Source organism: Pandoraea terrigena (assembly GCF_902459705.1).
GTDB lineage: Bacteria > Pseudomonadota > Gammaproteobacteria > Burkholderiales > Burkholderiaceae > Pandoraea > Pandoraea terrigena.
This window is the reverse complement of sequence record NZ_CABPRU010000010.1, coordinates 91,638-111,210: the sequence shown is the minus strand read 5'-3', so window position 1 is coordinate 111,210 and position 19,573 is coordinate 91,638. Positions and strand designations below refer to the sequence as shown.

The window sequence follows — 19,573 nt, the reverse complement described above, 5'->3', positions numbered from 1 at the left end:
CTCGTTCAGGTCACCGCACCGCGGCGATGGAACTCGGGCTTGTCCCATGAGCCCGTCGTCAGCAAGTCGCGCAGAATCTCGACCGAATCCCAGACATCGGCAAAGCTCGTGTACAGCGGCGTCATGCCGAAGCGCATGATGTGCGGCTCACGATAGTCGCCGATCACCCCGCGGGCAATCAGCGCCTGAATCACGGCGAACCCTTCCGGATGCTCGAAGCTGACTTGCGACCCGCGCGCCGCGTGATCGCGCGGCGTCACCAGCGTGAGCGGGAATTCGGCGCAACGCGACTCCACCAGTTGGATGAACAGGTCGGTCAGCGCGAGCGACTTGCGACGCAACGCCTCCATCGAGGTCTGCGCAAAGATGTCCAGACCGCACTGCACCAGCGAGAGCGAGACGATAGGCTGCGTGCCGCACAGGTATCGCCCGATGCCGTTGTCCGGCGTGTATTCCGGCTGCATGGCGAACGGCGTGCGATGGCCCCACCAACCCGACAGCGGTTGCCAGAACGTATCCTGAAGACGCTTGTTGACCCACACGAATGCCGGCGCCCCCGGGCCGCCGTTCAGATACTTGTACGTGCAGCCCACCGCGTAGTCGGCATTGGCACCATTCAGGTCGACCGGCACCGCCCCTGCGGAGTGGCACAGATCCCACACGCACAATGCACCGGCCGCGTGAATCTCGGCCGTGCGCGCGGCCATGTCGTACATGGCGCCGGTGCGGTAGTTCACGTGTGTGAGCAACACCACGGCGACATCATCTCCGAGCGCAGCCGGCAGCTCGTCCGGCGAATCGATCAGGCGCAGCGAGTAACCGTCGTCGAGCAGTCGTGTGAGGCCCTGCACGATGTACAGGTCGGTCGGGAAATTGCTGCGCTCTGAGACAATCACCTTGCGGTGCGGCGCAAGGGCACGCTGCGCGTCGAGCGCGGCAGCCATCACCTTGAACAGGTTGCTCGACGTGGTGTCCGTTACCACGACTTCGCCTTTGCCGGCACCGACGATCGGGGCCAGCGCGTCGCCCAGCGTGCGCGGCAGCGCGAACCAGTCGGCCTCGTTCCAGCTTCGAATGAGGCCCACGCCCCATTCGGCCGTAATCACCTCCTGGGCACGCTTGGCCGAGGCGGCCGGTCGCGCGCCCAGCGAGTTGCCATCGAGATAGATCACGCCGGGCGGCAGATCGAATTGAGCGCGCAGCGGGGCGAGCGGGTCGGCCGCGTCAAGGGCCAGACAATCGTTGCGAGAAGACGTCATGGTTTGCGTTGTGTCAGTGAAAGCAATGCAAGAAAGGGAAGTCGTATGTCGTGCGCCCAAACCCGGGCGGGACCGCTTAGAGTGAACGCAGCACCGCGCGCACCGGACTCGCATCGAGCCGCATGAACTTGAGCGGCAATGCGATGAGTTCGTAATCGGACGGTGCGATGGCATCGAGCACCAGTCCTTCCAGAATGGCCATGCGATGTGCCCGAATGCGGTGGTGGGCGTCCATCGTCTTGCTCGCCTGAGGATCGAGCGACGGCGTGTCGATGCCGACCAACTTCACCCCGTGCGACGCGAGCAGGTCGATGGTCTCGGGCGCCACGGCGCAGAAGTGGCTGTCCCAGTGAGCGACGGGCGCCTGGGTATAAGTGCGCAACAGCACGCGCGGCGGCACGTTCGCCAAGTGCGGCGCGACCCTGTCGGGCGTGACGAGCGGCGATGCGCCGAGGCAATGAATCACACGGCATGGGCCCAGATAAGTCTCGAGCGCCACTTCTCCGATGTACGCGCCGTCATCGTCGTAGTGGCGTGGCGCATCGGCGTGCGCCCCGGTGTGCGGCGAGAGCGTGATGCGCCCGACGTTGACCGGGCAGCCCGGTCCGATTTGCCACACCGCCGCTTCCGAGAACGGGGTGTCGCCGGGCCAGACCGGCGTGTCGCTCGAGAGCGGGGCGCTGATATCCCATACGCGGCGCTCGTTGCGCGCATCGGCTGGTCGGTGGCTGGGTTCGGTCATGGGCGTGCGCAAAATCGTGAATCGATATGCGCATCTTAGAAGAATTCGCGTTGCAAGTGCTTGCGTATTCGGGGATGGCGGGACGTCGAATTGATTGCAAAAACTGTATTTTCTGGATTAAATGAAAGAATATTCGAAGATATCGTGATGTGGTCGAATATTCGACGATTCCCAGCGAAAGGCTTTTCGAGATTTCAGACCCCGCCGCGCGGTGATAGGACTGCGCCCACGGGGGAGCGTTGTGTGCCCTGCGCGCTTTACTTCCCCGACGTTCCTGATGTTCCCGACGTCCCTTGCGCCATCTCGTCGATCAACCGGCGCAGCGTCGCTTTGAGCAGGGTGGATTGTTCCGTGCCGAAGCGAGCGAGCACACTGGCCTCGTGGCGTCGCGCGCTGGCGAGCAATGGGGTAACGCGTTCGCGTCCGACATCGGTGAGCGAGACCAGCGACTGACGCCGGTCCGTGGCGCTTTCGCCGCGCACCACGTCGCCGGTTGCCGCCAGCCGGTCGACGATCTTGGTGAGCGTCGGCTGCTTGGCGAGCACGATGTCGGCCAGTTGATTGATGGTGCGTGCGCGACCGTCGGAGAGCGTGGCGAGAACACGCCACTCTGTCACCCCGAGTCCGGCCGCAGCAACTTCACGGTGGAATTCATCGGACACCAGCGTGCTCGCGCGGGCGAGCAGATACGCCAGGTAGTCGTCGACGAACGGCACACCGGCGGCAGACACGAGGCGGCTCAGCCGAGCGACTGCGGCTTGTGGAAGCCGCCCGCGTGGAAGATCAACGGCATGCGCTCGGCAACGCCGGCATGCACGCCGCAGCGCTCGACCTCGCCGACGAAGATGACGTGATCGCCCTCATCGTAGCGGCTCCGGTTATGACATTCGAACCAGGCCAGCGCGCCGTCGAGTACCGGCGTGCCTGACGCCGAGAGCGTATAAGGCACGCCCGCAAAACGGTCGCCCTTCATGCTGGCGAAACGCTTGCAGATCTCAAGTTGATCGGACGCCAGCACATTCACGGCATAGTGCGAGTTCTCGCGGAAGACCGGCATGCTGCCTGCGCGCGCGGCAAGACTCCACAGAATGAGCGGTGGGGTGAGCGATACTGAGTTGAACGAACTGGCGGTGATCCCGATGAGCGAGCCGTCGTCGGCGCGCGTGGTGATCACAGTCACCCCGGTCGCAAATTGACCGAGCGCATGACGAAAGGCTGCACTGTCGAAATCTGGCGCCGAGGCGCGTTTGGCGTTCACTGTCCCTGCACTCCCGTCCGGCAAATTTGATCGGGTTGATTTGTATGAATATTCATATACTATGGCATGAACAACAGATCGACAAGACGCATGACGGCCCGCCGCGTGTCGTGGGGCAAAGCCCCCGACGGGCGAGAGGGTCACACGCTCAGGAGACGAAATGCTGATCGAGCGAATCGAGCATAAGTGGATCGACGTATTCGCCGAGACCTTGCGGCGCTGCGACATTGGACCCGGTGATGTGGTGGCGATTGTAGCCGAAACGCAATCCCGGCCTGTCAACGTGGAATTGGCGCAACTTGCCGCCGAGTCGCTTGGCGCGGCGCCTTTCCGACTGGTCGTACCGAGTCCGCGCCTGCGTGCGCCGGTGCCGGTGCGCTCGACTGGCGCCAGCGATGCGCTGGGCGGATTGGCGCCTGTCGTCGCCGCGCTCAAGGCCGCCACGCTCGTCGTCGACTGCACCGTCGAAGGCTTGCTGCACGCCCCCGAACTGCCCGAAATACTGGGCGGCGGCGCGCGCGTGCTGATGGTCTCGAACGAACATCCCGAAATTCTGGAACGCTGCGCTACCGACCCGGCGCTCGAGCCGAAGGTGCGCGCTGCGATCAAGCGCTTGCGCGCGGCCGCGCAAATGCACGTCACCTCCCCTGCCGGAACCGATCTGCGCATCGGGCTTCGCGAGGCGCGCGTGGGCGGAGTCTGGGGCTGGTGCGCCAAACCGGGGCAGGTGGCGCACTGGCCGGGCGGCCTGGCACTGGCATTTCCCGCCGCGCATAGCGTGAACGGACAACTCGTGCTCGCGCCGGGCGACATCAACCTCACGTTCAAGCAGTACTTGCGCGATCGCATCGCGCTCACCGTCGAAGACGACTACGTTGTCGCCATCGACGGTGAAGGCGTGGACGTCGATCTCATGCGCGACTACTTCGCGGCGTGGGGTGATCGCGATGCCTATGCCGTCTCGCACGTCGGCTTCGGCCTGAACCCCCGGGCGCGCTGGGACGCACTCGCCTGTTACGACAAGCGTGATTGCAACGGCACCGAGCAGCGCGCCTTTGCGGGCAACTTCCTGTATTCGACCGGTGCCAACGAAGTGGCGGGACGTCATACGCTCGGGCACTTCGATCTGCCGCTGCGGCGTTGCACGATCGCGCTCGACGGCGACGTCGTCGTACGCGACGGGCAACTGCAAGGAGCGTTCGCCGCATGACGCTTCCCGTGTCCGCCTGTCGCATCGCCGGCGACGGCCCGCTCACGCTCGTGTTGTTGCATGGCATCGGCGGCAATTGTCAGGTGTGGCCCGCGCAATTCGAGGCGTTCGTGGCGGCGGGCTATCGCGTCGCCGCCTGGGACATGCCCGGTTACGGCGAGAGTGCCATGCCCGCGGAGCCGACGATGGCGGCGTTGGCCGACAGGTTGCGGAGTTGGCTCGATGCGTTGGGGCCGTCACGTTTCGTGCTCGTCGGTCACAGCATGGGCGGCATGGTCGCGCAGGAGCTGATGGCGCGCGGCGCGCCGTTCACGCGCGATATCGCCGCGCTCGTCCTGTGTGGCACCTCGCCCGCGTTCGGCAAGCCCGACGGCGACTTTCAGCGCGAATTCGTGCGGCAGCGTACGGCGCCGCTCGACGCAGGCAAGACCTTGCGCGAGATGGCCGAAGCCATCGTCCCGGGCATGCTCGGCGAACCCAGTGAATCCAACGAACCCGCCGCAGCCGGGCGGGCGCGCGCGCACGCGCTGGCCGTCGATGCGATGGGCGCGCTCACGCCTGCCGCCTACCGCGCGGCGCTCCAGGCGCTGGTCGGTTTCGAGCAACGCGCCGCACTCGCACGTCTCGCGGTGCCGGTACTGCTCATCGCCGGCGAGCACGACGCCAACGCACCGGCGAAAGTCATGGCACGCATGGCCGAATCGATCCCGCATGCGCGCTACGTCTGCCTGCCCGGTGCCGGGCATCTCATGAACCTGACGCATCCTGCGGACTTCAATGCCGAGGTGCGCGCCTTCCTCGCAACACTTTAGGAGACAACCCGTGGCCTATCAGCCCCCTTCGATCGTCGGTGAGCATTTCCCGCTCACGGACAAGCAGCGGCGTCTACTGGCGCTGGCCGAACAGGTGGGGCGCGAGTCGCTCGCGCCGCGCGCTGCCCGGTGGGATCGCGAAGCGTCGTTCCCGTTCGAGAACTACGACGACATGCGCGCCGCCGGCTTGCTGAAATTGTGCATCCCCGAATCGGACGGTGGCCTGGGCGCCGACTTCGCCACGTACATGATGGTTTCCGCGGAACTTGGCCGCCACTGTGGTGCAACGGCGCTCACCTTCAACATGCACACGTGTTCGATGATGTGGACCGGCATTCTCGCCGACGATCTCGACATGACGCCCGAGCAACGCGCCGACCATGCGCGCTATCGCGCGCATCACTTCGCGCGTGTGATCCAGGACGGGGCGATCTATGCGCAACCGTTCTCCGAGGGCAGCGCGGCCGCGGCGGGCAAGGCGCCGTTCGGCACGACGGCGACGAAGGTCGACGGCGGGTGGAAGATCAATGGACGCAAGATCTTCGCATCGCTTTCGGGCGCGGCCAACTACTACGGCGTGCTGTGTACCGAAGAGACGCCGGAGCTGTCGATGAAGGACACGTTCTACATCGCCGTGCCGGGCGACGCCCCGGGCGTCACCGTGACCGGCGACTGGGATCCGCTCGGCATGCGGGGCACCGTCTCGCGCACGTTGCTCTTCAAGGACGTGTTCGTTCCCGACGAATTGCAACTGATGCCGCGCGGGGTCTACTATCAGGCCGCGAGCCGTTGGCCGCACATGTTCATGACGCTCGCGCCGACGTACATGGGCATCGCGCAGGCGGCGTACGATTTCACCGTGCGCTATTTGCGCGGGGAAGCCGAGGGCATGGGGGCGCCGGTCAAGCGTCGCATGTATCCGACCAAGCAGATTGCCGTCGCCCAGATGCACATCATGCTCGAGCAGACGCGTGCGCTGTTCCTGCGTGCGTTGCAGGACGGCCGGGCCGACCCGGGCAAGGAGGCGCGTCTGCGTGCCTATGCGGCGCAGTACACGATCATGGAGAATGCCAACGAATTGTGCCGTCTGGCCATCCGCACGTGCGGCGGGCAGTCCATGCTCAAGTCGCTGCCGCTCGAGCGCCTGTATCGCGATTCGCGTTGTGGCGCGCTGATGCTGCCGTGGACCGCCGAGCTGTGCCTGGATCGCATCGGCCGCGAGGCGCTCTACGAACCCGGCGAGCGCGACGAATAAGCCGCGCACCGACAGCGCGACGCCGTGAACCACGGGGACGTGCGCGGAATCGCAGGACATCACCGAAGCCGGGCGCAGCACTGACGCCTTGCCGTCTCTCTTGTTACGGAGAACACGTTGACGCCTTTTGTAGAAGCGCTTGCCCGTCACGCACGTGCCACGCCGCAGCGGCTGGCGCTGCGCTGCGGCGTGGGCGACGAAGCGCAGCAGACCGACTTTGCTGCATTGTGGCGCCGCATCGAGCGCGTTGGCGGGCATCTGCGCGGCACGTGGCACATCGCCCCGGGCGACCGCGTTGCGTGTCTGGGGCTGAACGACGAGCTGCAACTGGCGCTGCTGTTCGCGTGCGCACGTGCGGGTGCCATCTTCCTGCCGCTGAATTTCCGTCTCGCCGTGCCCGAACTGGCGGCCATCGTGCGCCACGCGGGCGTGCGCGTGCTGTGGTCAGACGCGGCACATCGCGACATGGCCCGTCAGATTCGCGACGCGCTCGAACCCGTCACCAGCACCGACGTGCCGCCGCCGTCGATTGCGTCGATCGAAGGGCTGATCGCGGTGCCGTCGATCAAGCCGGTCGACTACCCCGACGTCGCGGCCGACGCCCCCGTGCTGCTCGCCTATACGTCGGGCACGACCGGCGAGCCCAAGGGCGCGCTGCACACGCAGTCCGGCCTGCTGGCCAACGCCGGGGCCAGTTGGTGGGCGCATGAGATGTGCGCCGACGACCACGTGCTCTCGACCTTGCCGATGTTCCACGTCGGCGGTTTGTGCATCCAGACGTTACCGGCGTTGTTGTGCGGGGCGAGCGTCACGCTGCATCCGCGTTTCGATCCGGCAGCCTGGCTCACCGATGTCCTAAAACATCGTCCGACACTGTCGTTGATGGTGCCGGCCACGATGCGCGCGGTGCAATGCCATCCGCTATGGCAAACGACTGACCTGTCTTCATTGCGCGGGGTGATGGCCGGATCCAGCGTGGTGCCGATGTCTGCCATCGACGCCTTCCATGCCCGCGGCATTCCGCTTGGGCAGGTCTATGGCGCAACGGAGACCGGCCCGGTGTCGATCGCGTTGCGGTTCGGCGAAGCGAAGGCACATCCCGGCGCGGTGGGCCGGCCGTGCCCGGGCGTGGACATCCGCCTGATCGACGCCGCAGGCCAGGATGTGCTCACCGGCGAGGTTGGCGAGATTCTCGTGCGCGCACCGAATGTGATGCGCGAATACTGGCGAGCACCGAACCACGTCGCGTTCGAAGACGGCTGGTTTCACTCCGGTGATCTGGCGCGGTGGGGCGAGGACGGCTGCCTCGAAGTCGTGGGCCGCAGCAAGGACATGATCATCTCGGGCGGCGAGAACATCTACCCGGCAGAAATCGAAAACGCGCTCATCGACTGTCCGGGCGTGCTGGAGGCGGCTGTCGTGGGGGTGCCGGATGAGCGATGGGGCGAGGTGTCCGTTGCCGTCATCGTGGCCGCGCCGTCGGCGAGTGCGACACAACAATCCGTGCTTGATTTCCTCGGCACACGTATCGCTCGCTTCAAATTGCCGAGACGGGTTGTCGTCGTCGACGCGCTACCCAAGAGCGCGCTTGGGAAAGTACAAAAGCCGATTCTCATCGAATGGTTATCGAGCGCGTACGAATCTGGAAAATCGACGGTACGTCCTTAACAAAAAGCGCCTCCCGGTTTTCAATGTAAAACGCCAAACCCCTTGCCACGTAAGGGGTTTGGCGTTTTTTGTGGGACGCGCTCGTTATGCGTAAGGGAAAATACCTATGCGTAATCGTTCGGTTTGTTACCATCTGCTGAGAATTCAATTTTTTACTTTGGGAATTGCGTCGCAAGATAGCGCCCATGTCGTCATCAACGGGGCAGCCCGCTGATTTTCTTGCTTTTTTGGGTCTTTAAGACGATGGACACCACCGAAGCGCAATCGGTCTCAGAACGTGTGTTGCAAGTCCTTGTGACTGTCGCACGTCATGGCCGACCGATCGCCGCGCGCGAGATCGCCGCGCAAACGAGCCTCCCGCTCTCTACGGTTTATCGCCACCTCGTGCCGCTCAAGAAGTGGGGCCTGGTGCAGGAGCACGCCCATGAGGCGCTCTACGAACCGGGTCCGGTCGGCGTGCAATTGGCATGGGGTTTCGACCACAACTCGCATCTTGTCACCCAGGCGCGCGAAGAGATCGAAGCCCTCGTGCAGCGCACCGGCGAGACCGTCGGCCTGCTGGTAGCCGCGAACGGTCAGGCCGTTTGCCTGGACATGCATGAGAGCGAGCAATCGCTGCGTTGCTCGTTTGCGAAGGGGCGCGCGCACCCGTTGGTGCATGGCGCTTCCGCCAAGGCGCTGCTCTCGTTTTTGCCGCAAGCCGCCCGCGAGAGTCTGATCGCCCGACAACTGGCGGGCCAGCCGGTGGCGCAGGAGCGCCTGGTCGCGCAGGTCGAAGAGATCCGTCAGCAGCGGTATGCGGTGTCCGAGAGCGAAGTCGACTTCGGCGTCTGGGGCGTGTCGGCCCCGGTGTTCGCCGCCAAGGAGCGTCTGGAAGGCACCATCACCCTGATGGCGCCGGCCGTGCGTGTGGCTCAGCGCCACGATGAGCTGATCCGCCTCACGGTGGCGGCAGCCGAGCGTATTTCGAATCGATTGCAATACTTTTAACCGGTTATCCGACCGAGACTACACGAAGGAGTCCCAGATGAAATTGCGTCACATCCTGTTCTCGATGGCGCTGGCCGTCACCTGCTCGAGCAAGGTTTTCGCGGCTGACGACGTGCTGCGTGTCGCCACCGACGCGACCTTCCCGCCGTTCGAATACGTGGAAAACGGCAAACGCACCGGTTTCGACGTCGAGATGATCGAAGCCCTCGGCAAGGTCATGGGCAAGAAAATCGAGTGGACGGACATCGATTTCAAGGGCCTGATCCCGGCCGTGCTGTCCAAGCGCGCCGACGTGGCCGCATCGGCGATCTACATCACCGATGAGCGCCTGAAGGTCGTGAACTTCACGCATCCGTACTACACCGGGGGGCTGGCGATCCTGGTCAAGGCCGACAACACGGCGATCAAGGCACCGGCCGATCTGAACGGCAAGAAGGTGTCGGTCCAGGTGGGCACGAAGTCGGTGCAGTTCCTGAAGGACAGCTACCCGAAGGTCGAGCGCGTGGAAGTCGAGAAGAACGACCAGATGTTCGAACTCGTCAAGATCGGCCGTGCCGACGCCGCCGTGACCGGCAAGCCGGCGGCGCTGCTGTACGCCAAGGCCAATCCGGTGGTGAAGGTGCTCGACAAGACGCTGACCGTCGAGCGTTATGGCTTCGCCGTGCGCAAGGGCGACACGGAACTGACCAACGAGATGAACAAGGCGCTGGAGACGTTGCGTGCCAACGGCACCTACGCCGCCCTGGTCGCCAAGTACTTCGGGACTGCAAAGTAATTCATTCGCCAACGCAATACCGGGCGGGCTGACCGTCGCCCCCGAGTGGGGCGGCGGTGCCCGCCGACGCAATAAAGCCGTAGAACTACTGACGGAGTATGCATGGAACTCGATTTTTCGCCGGTGTGGGCCAACTGGCAGGACCTCGCTCGCGGCGCGCTCGTTACGGTCGAAGTCACGGCCTGCGCACTGGCGCTGGGCTGCGTGTTGGGTTTGCTGATCGGCATGGGCCGCCTGAACCCGGCGTATCGCATTCGCTACAGTATTTGTACCGCCTACGTCACATTCATTCGCGGTACGCCGCTGCTGGTGCAACTCTTCATCCTGTTCTTCGGCCTGCCGCAGTTCAACATCCTGCTGCCGGCATTCCTGTGCGGCGTGCTGGGCCTGGGCATCTATAGCGGTGCCTACGTCTCGGAAATCGTGCGCGGTGCCATCCAGTCGATCGAGCGCGGTCAGATGGAAGCCGCCCGCTCGCTCGGCATGCCTTACGGCATGGCCATGCGCTCGGTGATTCTGCCGCAGGCGATCGTGCGCATGATCCCGCCGCTGGGCAACGAATTCATTGCGCTGATCAAGAATTCTGCGCTCGTGTCGCTGCTCACGATTCATGACGTGATGCACGAAGGCCAGAAAATCATCAGCGTGTCGTATCGCTCGCTGGAAGTGTATTTGGCGATCGCGTTTGTCTATCTGATTCTGACCGGCACCACCACGCTGCTGCTGCAGCGCGCCGAGAAGTCTCTGCGTGCCGGAGGTGCCGTGCAATGAACCAAGAGAAGAAGGAATTCGGCGCGCCGATCCTGAAGATTGAAGGACTCGGCAAGGCTTACGGCAGCCTGCAGGTGCTCAAGGGCATCGATTTCGAAGTTGATGCCCGTCAGGTGGTGGTTGTCATCGGCCCAAGCGGCTCGGGCAAGAGTACGTTCCTGCGCTGCTGCAACGGGCTGGAGACAGCCGAGCAGGGCACCATCGAGATCGTCGGCCAGAAGCTCGTCAATCACGGCAAGATGATGGGCGAGAACGCCCTCAATCATCTGCGCACCGAGGTGGGCATGGTGTTCCAGTCGTTCAATCTGTTCCCGCATTTGACGGTGCTCGAGAACGTTGCGCTCGCGCCGCGGAAGCTGCGCGGCATGAAAGCCGCCGAGGCCGAGACGCTGGCGCGTGAACTGCTTGCCAAGGTGGGGCTGGCCGCGAAGGCTGACGTCTTCCCGGGCACGCTCTCGGGCGGCCAGAAGCAGCGTGTGGCGATCGCCCGCGCCCTGGCCATGAAACCGCAGGTCATGTTGTTCGACGAGCCGACGTCGGCACTCGATCCGGAACTGGTGGGCGAAGTCTTGCAGGTCATGAAGGCGCTGGCGAACGATGGCATGACGATGCTCGTCGTCACGCACGAGATGGGGTTCGCACGCGAAGTGGCGGATGTGGTGGTGGTGATGGACCAGGGCCGGATCATCGAAGCCGGGTCGCCCGAGCAGATTTTCACCGCGCCGCGCGAAGCGCGTACGCGAGAGTTTCTGCAAGCGGTCATTGCACGGTAAGGCAAGGCAGGCAAAACGTATGACAATTGATCGAACGGTCTGGCAAGGCCGCGTGGATACCGGCGAGGCCGGCCCGACGCTGCGTCTGCACCAGGTGCTGCGCGACTACGATGTGTCGCAGGTGGCCGGTGGCGCCGTCGTGCTCGGTTTTTGCAGTGACGAAGGCGTGCGTCGGAACCATGGACGTCAGGGGGCGGTCGCCGGCCCTGACATGCTGCGTCGCGCCCTGGCGAGCTTGCCTGTGCAGGGCACGCCCGCCGTGTTCGACGGCGGCAATATCGTGTGTGCCGACGGTCGGCTCGAAGCGGCGCAGGCCGCGCTCGGCCATCGCGTGGCCGAGGTGCTGGCCGCGGGCGCGCGCCCGGTAGTGCTCGGCGGCGGACACGAGATCGCCTACGGCACGTTCCTCGGCGTGGCCGAGCATTTCGGCGACCGACTGCGCGACGAGCCGATCCTGATCCTCAACTTCGACGCGCACTTTGATTTGCGTGCCCAGCCGACCGCCAGTTCGGGCACGCCGTTCTGGCAGATCTCGCAGTGGCTCGCGGGCCACCAGGCGCCGTTCCGTTATGCGTGTCTCGGCGTGAGCCGCTACAGCAATACCGACGCGCTGTTCGAGCGGGCGGCGGCGTTGCAGGTGACGTATTGGCTCGACGACGCGATGCTGGCCCATCATTTGTCGCAGATGTGCGAGCGACTCGAGGCCATGCTCGACCCGGTGAGCCATGTGTACCTGACCATCGACATGGACGTGTTGCCCGGCGAGAAGGCCCCGGGGGTGTCGGCACCGGCGGCGCATGGTGTGGCGCTCGAAGTGGTCGAGGCGCTCATCGGCGTGGTGCGTCGGTCGGGCAAGCTGCGCGTGGCGGATATCGCTGAATACAACCCGACGTATGACCGGGACGGTCTCACGGCACGTGTCGGCGCGCGTCTGCTGCATCCGCTCATCACGCAATTCCAGGACTAGGACGTCAGACTTGCGAGGGCGCGACATGCATGGCGCATAGGGTTATTTGCGCCATTCACCGGACTTCTGCGCGACAATAGGGCGGGCGATCCAGGCATGGATCGCCCGCCCTATTGGTTTGGTGCGCCGCCGCAAAATCATTGTCGACAAGCGAGGTCATGATGACAGAGCAGACGAACTCCCTGAGCAATACCCATATGGAAGTTGCCACGCTGGCTGGTGGTTGTTTCTGGTGCCTCGAGGCCTGCTACCAGCAGCTCGACGGCGTCAAGTCCGTGGTCTCGGGCTATGAAGGCGGTCACGTCGACAACCCGACCTACGAGCAGGTCTGCGAGGGGGAAACCGGTCACGCGGAAGTGGTGCGGCTGACTTACGATCCCGATGTCGTCAGCTTCGAGGAACTGCTGATCGTGTTCTTCCAGATCCACGATCCGACCACCGTCAATCGGCAGGGCAACGACATTGGCACGCAATATCGCTCGGCCATCTTCTACCAGGACGAGGCGCAGAAAACGGCGGCAGAACATCTCATCGCCGAATTGATGGCGGAGATGACCTATGCGCACCCGGTCGTCACGCAAGTGGTGCCCGCGCAGACGTTCTGGCCGGCCGAAGCGTATCACCAGAACTACTTCCGCCAGCATCCCGATCAAAGCTACTGTGCTTATGTCGTGGCACCGAAGCTCAAGAAATTCCGCGAGAAGTTTGCGCGCCGGCTCAAGACGGCGGCGTAACCCGGGCATTTGCCGGGCGGAGTCTGGGCGGACCAGCCGGCGGATTGTGACGTCGTCGCGTGCCTTGCCTGCCGGAACCCACCGCGCAGGCGGGCGACGCACCCGGGCGCCTCAACCGACGATGTGCGCGGGCGCGCCCGCCGCGTCGGCGCCCAGGATCACGTACGGTTCGTCCACTTCGGCGGCATGCCCGTATGCGGCGTCGACGCTGTCGAAGTAGAACGCGTCGCTGGCGCGGGGCACCTGCTGCGTCACGATTTCGAAGCGATCGTGATCGAAGCGGATGTCGAGATAGGTAAGGCTCACGTAGAACCAGACGACGTACCCTGTCAATGGCAAGGCAGCGGGGAGCGCGGGGAGTGCGGGGCGCGTGGCCGTCGCGAGCGACCTGTTATGTGCCGCCATCGTGGTCGGCGCGCTCGGTGTCGTCAGCCTGCGTCGATCGTCTTTGAAGGCGGGGCGTGGGTTCATGGGCGTATCTCCTGATAGGGGCCTGCGGCGAATGAGGTCCGGCGAGGATCGTCAATGATCTTTGGTAGCCGGGACACCTTCATGATGCCGGGCTCGCGTGCCGTTGGGCTAAAGGCGCGTCCGAAACGGGTATCGGACAATGCCTGGTTCTGGCGATACCGATGAGACGACGTGCCCCGAGGCGACTGCCGTGATGGTGAAGGTGGCGCTGTCTGCCGTTGAATTGTTTTCGGAGCGCGCTGCCATCATCGGTTTTGCATGGCCGGATCGCCGCCCACCGGGGCATGGCGGGCAATAGGACCCGGAAACCCGCGCCGTGCCTGACCATTCATATGTTCATTATTTTTCACGTAGAATGGCGACTCCCCTCCATGTCGTCTTCAGGTAGCCCGCTGTGCGCCCCCTGCCTTTTCGCGATGCGTTGATGGCCATGATTGGCATTGCGCTCGTCAACATGCTGGTCGCTCTCGACCAGACCGTCGTCAGTACGGCACTGCCGTCCATCGTTGCCGAACTCAAGGGTTTCGAGTATTACGCCTGGATCGCTAGCATTTACCTGCTGGCCTCCGTCGTGACCGTGCCGGTGTTCGGGCGGCTCGGCGATTACTTCGGCCGTCGCCGGTTCGTGATCGCCTCGGTGCTGACGTTTACCGCCGCCTCGCTGCTGTGCGGCCTGGCCCCCAACATGCCCTTCCTGGTGTTCGCCCGCGGGTTGCAGGGGATCGGTGGCGGCATGATGGTCGGTACCGCCTTCGCGTCCGTGCCCGATCTGTTCCCCGACGCCCGCTCGCGCGTGCGTTGGCAGGTCGTGATCACCACGGCCTACGGCATCGGAACGGCAGCGGGTCCATCGCTGGGTGGCCTGCTCTCCGAGCATTTCGGCTGGCGCTCGACATTTTTCGTGAACCTGCCGGTCGGTCTGGCGGCGCTGTATTTCGTGTGGCGATACCTGCCCAAGTTCGCGCCGGTTCACCGGGGTGACGTTCGCGTCGACTGGCGCGGTGCCCTGTGGATCGCCGTGGTGCTTGGCGGTTTCCAGGTGCTCATCGAGAACTTGCCGGCCCACGGCGCATCGCTCGGGAATGGGCTGCTGATCGTCGGCGTGGCGATCGGCGTCTGGGCGTTGCTGCGCACAGAACGCCTTGCCACCCATCCCATCGTGCCGCTCGACATGTTTCGTCACCCCCAGCTCGTGGTGCTCTTCACGTTGTCTGTGCTGATCGGCTTCGTGATGTTCTCGCTGATCTTCTTCGCGCCGCTACTGTTGCAGGGCGGCTTCGGTCTGAGTCCGCAGGCCGCGGGCTTGATCGCGACGCCGCTTGCCGCGTGTATTGCCCTGGGCAGCTTCATCAATACGCCGATCGTGGTGCGTCTGTCACGTCCGACCAACATGCTGATGCTCGGCTTTTGTCTGCTGGCGGTTGCGTCCGCGGGCGTGGGACTGTCCCATCGCGTGACGTCTCACGGCATGATCGCCCTGATGATGGGCTGTGCGGGTATCGGCATCGGTTTCATCCTGAACAACATGAACGTGTTCGGGCAGGAGATTGCCGGGCGCGAACGTTTCGGCATCACCACTGCGCTGTTGCAGTCGACGCGCATGGTCGGCGGCATGCTTGGCACGACGATCGTGGGCACGCTCGTCAATCACTGGTATGCCAACGGGGTGGCCGGTGTGGTGTCGGGCTACGACGGCACGCCGGCGGCGCACGCCGTCGGGCGCGCGCTCGACCCGCGCATCCTGATCGATCCGGCGTTGCGCGCCGACCTGTTGACCGATCTGCGGGCCATGGGGATCGACGGCATGCCGCTGGTCGAAACCGCCCGCCAGACGCTTGTGAATGCCGTCCATGCGGGGGTGCTGCTCACGGGTATCGCGGCGATTGCTGCCGCAGTGCTGGTGCGCCGCATTCGGCAGATTCAGTTTCCCAAGCGACGCGATCGTTCGGCCGTAGTGGCGCCCGAATAAGCCGAGAACGGACCGGCGTTGTCCGATCGGGCGGCGCCGTGCGTCTGAATACCAAAGCACGGGGTGAGAGAGCGTCCGTCAAAATGCCGGGTCGGTCCCGACCTCGTTTACAATGCGCGGTGTTTGCCGGGTGAGCCGGCATCTCCGATTTTTGTGAATGAGGTTTCCATGATCATCAAGCCACGCGTGCGCGGCTTCATCTGCGTCACCACCCACCCTGTCGGCTGCGAAGCCAACGTCAAGCAACAGATCGCCTATGTGCAGGCGCAAGGCGCGATTGCGAACGGTCCGAAGCGGGTGCTCGTGATCGGTGCGTCGACCGGCTACGGCCTGGCTGCGCGCATTACCGCCGCTTTCGGCAGCGACGCTGCAACGCTGGGCGTGTTCTTCGAGCGCGCGGGCAGCGAGACCAAGCCGGGCACGCCGGGTTGGTACAACACGGCAGCCTTCGACAAGTTCGCCACCGAGAAGGGGCTTTACGCGAAGAGCATCAACGGCGACGCCTTCTCCAAGGAAATCAAGGCCAAGACCATCGAGACGATCAAGCAAGATCTCGGTCAGGTCGATCTGGTCGTGTATAGCCTGGCCGCGCCGCGCCGCACGCATCCGGAAACGGGGCAGGTGTTCAGTTCGGTGCTCAAGCCGGTGGGCAAGTCGGTGACGCTGCGTGGCCTGGATACCGACAAGGAGGTCGTCAAGGCCTCGGTGTTCGAGCCGGCCACGCAAGAAGAAATCGACAACACGGTGGCCGTGATGGGCGGCGAAGACTGGCAGATGTGGACCGACGCGCTTGCCGAGGCAGGCGTGCTCGCCCCGGGCGCCAAGACGACGGCGTTCACTTATCTGGGTGAGAAGCTCACGCACGACATCTACTGGAATGGGTCCATCGGCGCTGCCAAGAAGGATCTGGACGAGAAGGTGCTGGACATTCGCGCCAAACTCGCGGCCAGTGGCGGCGACGCCCGCGTGGCCGTGCTCAAGGCGCTGGTCACGCAGGCCAGCTCGGCCATCCCGATGATGCCGCTCTACCTCTCGCTGCTGTTCAAGGTAATGAAGGCCAAGGGCACGCACGAAGGTTGCATCGAGCAGATCTACGGCCTGTACAAGGACAGCCTGTATGGCGCAACGCCGAAGCTTGACGATGAAGGCCGTGTACGCACCGACCAGAAGGAGCTTTCCCCCGACGTGCAAAGCGAAGTCGCGGCACTGTGGGACAAGGTGACCGACGAGAACCTGTACGACCTGACGGACTTCGCGGGCTACAAGCATGAATTCCTGCGCTTGTTCGGATTCGAGATCGACGGTGTGGATTACGAGGCCGATGTGAATCCGGACGTGTCGATTCCGCATCTCGTGGCGTAAAGCGTCAGGGCGTCCAAGGCCGCTCAAGGACTTCCGCAGGCGTCCGGCAACGTCGCAGCGCAATCACGATGGCCCGAGTCTGGTGCAGATGCCGGCTCGGGCCATCGTCGTTTTTGAGGGGCGCGCGCCAGGTGCCGCGTGCCTGGCGTCGCGTCATCGCGTCGGGCAGGCCGGCGTCACGCCGCACTGGCGAGCGACGTCGTCGGCGACAACTCGACGATGCGTTCGGCCAACGCGTGGCACGACAGCGGCGACGAGCCTTCGGCCTTGTTGTTGACGATCACGTAGACGGGTTGGCCGGCGAGGGCGTAGTGCGCGGCCAGCGCGGCCAGTACGTCGCGCGTTGCCGGGTCGGGATCGACGATCTTGTCGAACGGCGCATATTTCGCCTTGGCTTGCTCGTAGTGATGGGCGCTGTTCAAATTCCAGCGAACTACGAGTGGCCCGGCGCTCGCTTCGTCGAGCATGGCCAGCGCCGCGGCCTGACGCTCCACATGGGGCATCCGCGCGTGCAGGCCGACGCAATAGCGCACCCCCAACTGCCCGAGCGACCGCATCAGACGCGGCGTGAGCAACGCGCCATCGCGAATTTCCAGCGCGTAGCATGGCCCCGGGTCGGCGGGGCCTTCAGGCGTGGACGGCGCCGTCTCGCCCGGCGGCAGCGGCGGCAGTGCGGCGAAGAACGCTTCAATACGGAGAATCAGGGCGGGAATATCGCGCAGCAGTTCCAACGGCAAGGGCGACACTTGGAATACCAGCACGCCCGCCTTCGGCCCGAGCCCGGTCAGGCACGGGGTCACGAATTGCTCGGTGGCGATTCGCGCGTCGAGAAAGCAGGGGTTCGCGCCCAGGCCTTCGCCTTTTTCTCCGCGCACGCGTGCGTCGGTCACAACGCTCGGCGCCTTGACGAGGAAACGGAAGTTCTCCGGCACCTGCTGCGCGTACTTCTGATACTCGACGATCGACATCGGCTTATAGAACGACCGGTCGATCCCCACGCAACGCAGCACCGGGTGGCTCGCGTACGCGGCGAGTCCCTGACGCGAGAGCTTGGTGTCGCTGTAGTCGTCGTCCCAGACGATGCCTTTCCAGCCCGGGAACGACCAAGACGAAGTGCCCAGGCGAATCGGGCCGGGCAGCCGTTCGCCCAACGTCTGCACGGCGCGGGAAACGGCGGCGGCACCGACGCCGCCGCGGCGCGTTTGGCTTGCGCGAGGGGCGTGGCTCGTCGGCGCAACGGTGTCGTTGCCATCGACCCGCCTGGCACGTCCGCCTGTCGGGGGGGCGTCAGGCGCCGTGCCAAACAGGTCGAACTGGCTCATCGATTCTCATACATGTAACGGCGCGACCAGGGCAGGCGCGTGGCGGACTGGCCGGCCTTGCGGCAGACCACCTGATAGAGCGAGACGTGATCGTGCTCGAACGCATACGCGCAGCCCGCCAGATACACGCGCCAGACGCGAAAGCGCTCTTCGCCCGCCAGTTCGCGCAGGCGCGGCGCGTGCGCTTCAAAGCGTTCGGACCAGAGCGCCAGCGTGCGCGCGTAATGGCGGCGCAGGCTTTCCACATCGCTCGCTTCGAGTCCGCCGCGCTGCATCGACTCGAGCGCAAGGCTGATGTGCGGCAGCTCGCCGTTCGGGAACACGTACTTGTCGATGAAGTCGCCACCGCCCATCGCGGTTTCGCCGCTATCCGGATCGGTCGACGTGATGCCGTGGTTCATGGCGACGCCGTCATCCTTGAGCAACGACGCCATCTTGGCGAAGTAATCTTTCAGGTGCTTGCGCCCAACGTGCTCGAACATCCCCACACTCGTGATGCGGTCGAACTGACCCTCCACGTCACGGTAATCCTGGATGCGGATCTCGATCCGATCCGTCAGGCCGAGCTTCCTGACCCGTTCGGTGGCCAGCGCGAACTGATTCTGCGAGAGCGTGACGCCGATACACTTCGCGCCGAATTTCTGCGCGGCACGAATCACCAGGGCGCCCCAGCCGCAGCCGATATCCAGCAGCGTCTGCCCGGGCTGCAACTGGATCTTGGTGAGGATGTGATCGATTTTCTTCTCTTGCGCCGTGTCGAGGTCTTCGTTGCCATTCTCGAAATAGGCACACGAATAGACCATGTTCTTGTCCAGCCAGAGCTGGTAGAACTCGTTCGATACGTCGTAGTGGAACTCGATCGAGCGTTTGTCGGACTTCTTGCTGTGGTTGAAGTGACGTACTGCGCGCTCGAGCGGGCCGAGCGTCGTGAGGCTGCTGCCGGCGAGCGCGTAACTCATGTCGATCACGTCGACGAGCTTGCCCTCGACGTCGATCTCGCCCTTCACGTAGGCCTCGCCGAGATTGTCGAGGCTGGGACTCAGCAGCCGGGTCATGGCCGCAGGGCCATTGATACGTAACGTTACGCTGGGGTTGTCGAACGCGCCGAAATCGTAGTGCTGTCCATTCCAGAGCGCGAGGCGGATCGGCAGGTTGGAGGATGTCTTGACGCCGCTGACCCAGTTTTCGAGTTTTTTCTCCCACAACATGGATATGCTCCAAGTGTCACCAAAAAA

Annotated in this window: 19 protein-coding genes; 12 read left to right on the top strand and 7 right to left on the bottom strand. The window is 64.3% G+C overall.

What is annotated here, in order from left to right:
• Positions 1–5: 5 nt before the first annotated feature.
• From kynU to PTE31013_RS18510, 4 genes are all read right to left on the bottom strand, one after another.
• Positions 6–1,259: a kynureninase gene (gene kynU / locus PTE31013_RS18525; RefSeq protein ID WP_150614238.1), complete on the bottom strand. Its 1,254-nt coding sequence runs from the start codon at positions 1,257–1,259 to the stop codon at positions 6–8.
• Positions 1,260–1,335: 76 nt separating this feature from the next.
• Positions 1,336–2,001, bottom strand: coding sequence for an arylformamidase (gene kynB / locus PTE31013_RS18520; RefSeq protein WP_150614237.1), 666 nt, complete (start codon positions 1,999–2,001; stop codon positions 1,336–1,338).
• Positions 2,002–2,258: 257 nt separating this feature from the next.
• The gene (locus tag PTE31013_RS18515; RefSeq protein WP_150614236.1) at positions 2,259–2,732 is read right to left on the bottom strand and encodes a MarR family winged helix-turn-helix transcriptional regulator; all 474 of its coding nucleotides are present in this window, start codon (positions 2,730–2,732) and stop codon (positions 2,259–2,261) included.
• Positions 2,733–2,740: 8 nt separating this feature from the next.
• The gene (locus PTE31013_RS18510; protein WP_150614235.1) at positions 2,741–3,259 is read right to left on the bottom strand and encodes a flavin reductase family protein; all 519 of its coding nucleotides are present in this window, start codon (positions 3,257–3,259) and stop codon (positions 2,741–2,743) included.
• Positions 3,260–3,419: 160 nt separating this feature from the next.
• On the opposite strand from PTE31013_RS18510, the gene PTE31013_RS18505 reads away from it, so the two are divergent.
• The 10 genes from PTE31013_RS18505 (at position 3,420) to msrA (ending at position 13,214) form a co-directional block, all read left to right on the top strand.
• A complete protein-coding gene (locus PTE31013_RS18505; protein ID WP_150614234.1) occupies positions 3,420–4,469 on the top strand; it encodes a 2,5-dihydroxypyridine 5,6-dioxygenase NicX family protein in 1,050 nt (349 codons plus the stop codon).
• Positions 4,466–5,281 carry an alpha/beta fold hydrolase gene (locus PTE31013_RS18500; RefSeq protein ID WP_150614233.1) on the top strand — a complete coding sequence of 272 codons (816 nt, stop codon included), beginning with the start codon at positions 4,466–4,468 and terminating at the stop codon, positions 5,279–5,281. Before PTE31013_RS18505 ends, PTE31013_RS18500 begins: the two co-directional genes overlap by 4 nt.
• Before the next feature lie 10 nt (positions 5,282–5,291).
• Positions 5,292–6,536, top strand: coding sequence for an acyl-CoA dehydrogenase family protein (locus tag PTE31013_RS18495; protein ID WP_150614232.1), 1,245 nt, complete (start codon positions 5,292–5,294; stop codon positions 6,534–6,536).
• Between the two features lie 117 nt (positions 6,537–6,653).
• Positions 6,654–8,204 (top strand): class I adenylate-forming enzyme family protein, encoded by a 1,551-nt coding sequence (locus PTE31013_RS18490; protein ID WP_150614231.1) that lies wholly within the window; start codon positions 6,654–6,656, stop codon positions 8,202–8,204.
• Between the two features lie 243 nt (positions 8,205–8,447).
• Positions 8,448–9,194 carry an IclR family transcriptional regulator gene (locus PTE31013_RS18485; protein ID WP_150614230.1) on the top strand — a complete coding sequence of 249 codons (747 nt, stop codon included), beginning with the start codon at positions 8,448–8,450 and terminating at the stop codon, positions 9,192–9,194.
• A 37-nt stretch (positions 9,195–9,231) separates the two neighbouring features.
• Positions 9,232–9,969, top strand: a complete 738-nt coding sequence (locus PTE31013_RS18480; protein WP_150614229.1) for a transporter substrate-binding domain-containing protein — start codon at positions 9,232–9,234, stop codon at positions 9,967–9,969.
• Positions 9,970–10,071: 102 nt separating this feature from the next.
• Positions 10,072–10,740: an amino acid ABC transporter permease gene (locus PTE31013_RS18475; RefSeq protein WP_150553077.1), complete on the top strand. Its 669-nt coding sequence runs from the start codon at positions 10,072–10,074 to the stop codon at positions 10,738–10,740.
• A complete protein-coding gene (locus PTE31013_RS18470; RefSeq protein WP_150614228.1) occupies positions 10,737–11,513 on the top strand; it encodes an amino acid ABC transporter ATP-binding protein in 777 nt (258 codons plus the stop codon). Before PTE31013_RS18475 ends, PTE31013_RS18470 begins: the two co-directional genes overlap by 4 nt.
• 19 nt (positions 11,514–11,532) lie before the next feature.
• Entirely contained in the window at positions 11,533–12,480 is a 948-nt protein-coding gene (gene hutG, locus PTE31013_RS18465; RefSeq protein ID WP_150614227.1) for a formimidoylglutamase, read from the top strand.
• A 158-nt stretch (positions 12,481–12,638) separates the two neighbouring features.
• Positions 12,639–13,214 carry a peptide-methionine (S)-S-oxide reductase MsrA gene (gene msrA / locus PTE31013_RS18460; RefSeq protein WP_246174692.1) on the top strand — a complete coding sequence of 192 codons (576 nt, stop codon included), beginning with the start codon at positions 12,639–12,641 and terminating at the stop codon, positions 13,212–13,214.
• 111 nt (positions 13,215–13,325) lie between these two features.
• Here the strand turns inward: msrA and PTE31013_RS18455 are convergent, their stop codons facing one another.
• Positions 13,326–13,685 (bottom strand): hypothetical protein, encoded by a 360-nt coding sequence (locus PTE31013_RS18455; protein ID WP_150614226.1) that lies wholly within the window; start codon positions 13,683–13,685, stop codon positions 13,326–13,328.
• Positions 13,686–14,115: 430 nt separating this feature from the next.
• On the opposite strand from PTE31013_RS18455, the gene PTE31013_RS18450 reads away from it, so the two are divergent.
• Entirely contained in the window at positions 14,116–15,654 is a 1,539-nt protein-coding gene (locus PTE31013_RS18450; RefSeq protein WP_150614312.1) for an MFS transporter, read from the top strand.
• Between the two features lie 168 nt (positions 15,655–15,822).
• Positions 15,823–17,016 carry an enoyl-ACP reductase FabV gene (fabV, locus tag PTE31013_RS18445; protein WP_150614225.1) on the top strand — a complete coding sequence of 398 codons (1,194 nt, stop codon included), beginning with the start codon at positions 15,823–15,825 and terminating at the stop codon, positions 17,014–17,016.
• Positions 17,017–17,192: 176 nt separating this feature from the next.
• On the opposite strand, the gene PTE31013_RS18440 is transcribed toward fabV, so the two are convergent.
• Positions 17,193–18,338, bottom strand: coding sequence for a DUF72 domain-containing protein (locus PTE31013_RS18440; protein WP_150614224.1), 1,146 nt, complete (start codon positions 18,336–18,338; stop codon positions 17,193–17,195).
• A complete protein-coding gene (locus tag PTE31013_RS18435) occupies positions 18,335–19,546 on the bottom strand; it encodes an SAM-dependent methyltransferase (RefSeq protein WP_150614223.1) in 1,212 nt (403 codons plus the stop codon). Before PTE31013_RS18435 ends, PTE31013_RS18440 begins: the two co-directional genes overlap by 4 nt.
• Positions 19,547–19,573: the final 27 nt, after the last annotated feature.